Source organism: Deminuibacter soli, from assembly GCF_003412455.1.
GTDB classification, from domain to species: domain Bacteria; phylum Bacteroidota; class Bacteroidia; order Chitinophagales; family Chitinophagaceae; genus Deminuibacter; species Deminuibacter soli.
Map to the genome: position 1 here is coordinate 1 of NZ_QTJU01000022.1, position 3,389 is coordinate 3,389.

5 protein-coding genes are annotated in these 3,389 nt (G+C 36.7%); all 5 read right to left on the bottom strand.

The annotated features are described in order from the left end of the window. Positions 1–359: 359 nt before the first annotated feature. Positions 360–962 carry a hypothetical protein gene (locus tag DXN05_RS24410; protein ID WP_116849937.1) on the bottom strand — a complete coding sequence of 201 codons (603 nt, stop codon included), beginning with the start codon at positions 960–962 and terminating at the stop codon, positions 360–362. A 3-nt stretch (positions 963–965) separates the two neighbouring features. Then, positions 966–1,097 (bottom strand): hypothetical protein, encoded by a 132-nt coding sequence (locus DXN05_RS25175; RefSeq protein ID WP_262511519.1) that lies wholly within the window; start codon positions 1,095–1,097, stop codon positions 966–968. A gap of 26 nt (positions 1,098–1,123) precedes the next feature. Next, complete coding sequence (locus tag DXN05_RS24415; RefSeq protein WP_116849938.1) at positions 1,124–1,447, bottom strand: hypothetical protein; 324 nt, start codon at positions 1,445–1,447, stop codon at positions 1,124–1,126. A 297-nt stretch (positions 1,448–1,744) separates the two neighbouring features. Then, positions 1,745–2,149 (bottom strand): hypothetical protein, encoded by a 405-nt coding sequence (locus DXN05_RS24420; RefSeq protein ID WP_116849939.1) that lies wholly within the window; start codon positions 2,147–2,149, stop codon positions 1,745–1,747. Next, a partial coding sequence (locus DXN05_RS24425) for an RHS repeat domain-containing protein (RefSeq protein ID WP_116849940.1) occupies positions 2,146–3,389 on the bottom strand: 1,244 nt, incomplete at its 5' end. The genes DXN05_RS24420 and DXN05_RS24425, both read right to left, overlap by 4 nt.

A 3,389-nucleotide genomic window follows, 5' to 3' on the forward strand; every position in this document is an offset into this window, starting at 1 on the left:
TATAAACAAAAATATTATTCCTCTCTTAAGGGAAAATAAAAACAATGTTATTTGTATAACAAAGTATTCAATAATACTCTTTATTTATGCTAATGATAATTTCTAAATTATAATTAATAGAGTACCCATACTATGCCATTTTGTTAAAGCATCACTATTCGCTTTTTCCTTTTTACCACCTACACTTTATAATCCGACAAGCCATGCCATCTTTTTAAGCTAATCACATTTCTTGTGATAGTTATGTTGCTATTTCCCCCTATAAGGGTACGCTAACTATTGATGAAAAGCCTGTCACTACCAGTAACAGTAATAACAGGCTTCGTCTTAATCAGGAGCTAAACATTACCTTTTAGGCCTTATCTTATCATGTATCCCCTCGCCGTTAGAAAATATTCCCGTGTCTGTTCCTCGAAGCTTATAAATCCATTTTTATATAGCAGTGCTAATCCTCTTATTACATCATCAGGATCATATATGATACCTTTGGGATCAGACAATTTTGAATAAACCAAATTTAATCCAGATTGAATTGTCTCGATGGTTTGGCCCCCTTTAAATCGCAAATATGCAATAATGTCATCAGCCATATATTGTTTGATAGGCTCTCTATTGTAAATATGTAGCGATCCTTTTAGGACTATACATTTCAAAACTATATCATGAAGCCCAATCAATGCAGCTGTAAAATATCCATGGGAACTTCTGAAATTAATATTATAATATGTATTATTAAACTCAATAGGGGCGCCAGTTTTTCTTGAAGCATCTAGTTGATGTAGTTCTTTTTTAATAAGTATAACTAAATCATTTTTTAATAATATCAAACCTTCATCTTTTATAGAAAAAGGTATTATATCTCCTTCCTCAATTGATAAAAGAGTAGGAATAAATCTTATATCCTTCCTATCTAAAAGAAGATAAGAAGAAGTCACATCAGATGAAATACAAATATTACTCATAATTTATTTTGTAAATACAGCCTGTACACCTTTACTTGGCCCATAAGTTACTTGTTTTACACTTACATTGCTAAAGCCATAGCTTTTTGCTTGTTTGCCAGTCCATGTTTCCCAAGCAGCATTCTCAGGCGTCATAGTTTTCAAGGCTTTATTATATTCATTTACTCCAATTCAATTTGCAGGATAAATTCATCGAAACTACTCTTAAAAAAATCAAGTGTTGCATTGTTTGATACACAATGAAATCTTATCAACCTAGACCATTCGATATTGTCGCCTGTACTAAAGTGTTCATTGATAGTTTTTTGAAATTGATTCATGAAATCGCCAACAACATCATCTTTTAAACGATCTAAAGTTGCAATCTTATATCCTAGAATAAACACAGCAATATCCTCCACATCATTTATTAAGAAAACACCTGGTTTTTCAACAACGAATCTAATTCGATTTACAAATTGTTTTACTATCTGTGAATTTGTCATTTGCTAACTTCGTGTGCGGTCACTGACGGTTGTACAAAAGAATTTTATGATCCCTATAAAATATAGGCCTATCAATAGCAGCTTCTGCTCAGTCAGTAGCACACCTATGATAAGGCAACGAAGGCCTACAATCAGTTTATTTTGCCTTAAATCAGCATCCAGTCAGAGTGGTTCTAACCCAAAGCATTGAGCTATCTTAAAAGTTCGTCAAACTACAGAAAAAAAGCCTGTCACTACCAGTAAGAGTAATAACAGACTTATTTTCTTATTTTACTGACGTTTTTTCAACGCTAACACTTACCTTTTATTATATCCAATTAGAATCCCTATTGACCCTCCCCTTAAATCTTCACTTAGTTCAACAGTTCCCCAGGTATATTCTTGTTCGCCACCAATGGTTTCAAGCTTTTGCAAAATTATCTCTTTATCCTCCTTCGTTATTGTAAAGGGTGGGAAATCGTACTTTGATCCATTCACAATCCTAATCTGAACAAGGCGCTCTTTGGCAAAAGCTAAACCAATAGTAATCTCTCCATCGCCAATATTCCTTATGTAGATTCTATTAAACTCATTACCTGAGCCTGGAGAGTTAACTATGGTATATTTTGAACTTAACACACCTATTTCTGAATATAATAAATCAGGACAGATTTGAACATTTTCAATATAGATACATCCAGTGGTCTTATTTATCTCTATCATTTCAATGGAATTGTAGTAATTTGTTTTAATACCTGTTCCCAGTTTGGTATAAAGTATTGAGGCAATCCGCCCTGGCCAAGCTGAGGGTTTGCTAGTGTGTATCCAAATGCAGCTTTTGTATCTGCTTTTAACACATACACTCCCATAGTTGGACGATAACCGAACTGCTCATTTTTTAGAACCTGAAGTCCCTTCCAAAGAGCCTCTTTTTCACCGTTTGCGCCAATAACTGCTGTTGCCGATGTAAAATAGTTTGAGGGGCCAGGCAAACCACCATATACAAAAGAGCCCTTTTTGAGTGTTACGTCTATATAATCATCAATCCCTGGATAATCGCCTTTCCCCTGCCACGATCTAGCCACTGCAGATGGACTAGCGTCTTCAACTGTAGTAACAGCTGCTTGAACTGGAGGTTTCGGTAAAGTGACAAATGAAGAATTTGCTAATTTTGAAATGCCTTTTAGTGCCAGGCCTCCAATTTTTTCTCCCGCAGCCTGCTCCAAAACAGGGATTACAACATTATTAGCCAAGCCTTGAAAATGCCTGTTATTCATCAATCTGGTACCAGGCTTATCATTTCCGTTTTGATCCTTACCCTGATAATCATAATCAGCTTGCCTTTGACTCTCGTGTGCGTGCAACTGAGCATCGGTATAATAAGGCGTAGGCCCTACTGAAGCTCTATCTTTAAGAGCTAAATAACTGAAAAGCGCAGCTTTTTGTTGCGTTAATATTTTCTGCGCGACATCATGTATATGAGCATTTTTCTGCACCATATCAGCAGGATGGAATGGATATATTCCCATAACTGCTGTACCGTCTATTGTACCATATTTACCCTGTCCAGCTTGTGCATATTCTAATCCATCCTGATCAATGCCATCAATTGGTCTATTACTTGCAAACTGATAAGGCGTCAATTCAGGATATTTAGGGCTCAACGGATCCACACTCAAAAACCTCCCAAGCCTCGGAGCATAAATCCTCATTCCATAATCCTGCTGGTTGCCCTCACCCTTCACCTCATTGTCATTCTCCTTACCATTAAACCCATACCTGTACTTACCACCACTATACACCCTGCCTGGCATCTCCATACCAAATGGATAGTAATCCGTAGCACTGAGTAACACAGGTTCATAGTGGTCGATAGTGGTGTTGTTGAGGCTAACCAGCTGCCTGCGGTCACTTACCGTGGCCAGTACGTTGCCTAAATGGTTCGTTAATTCAAAGAGCTTGC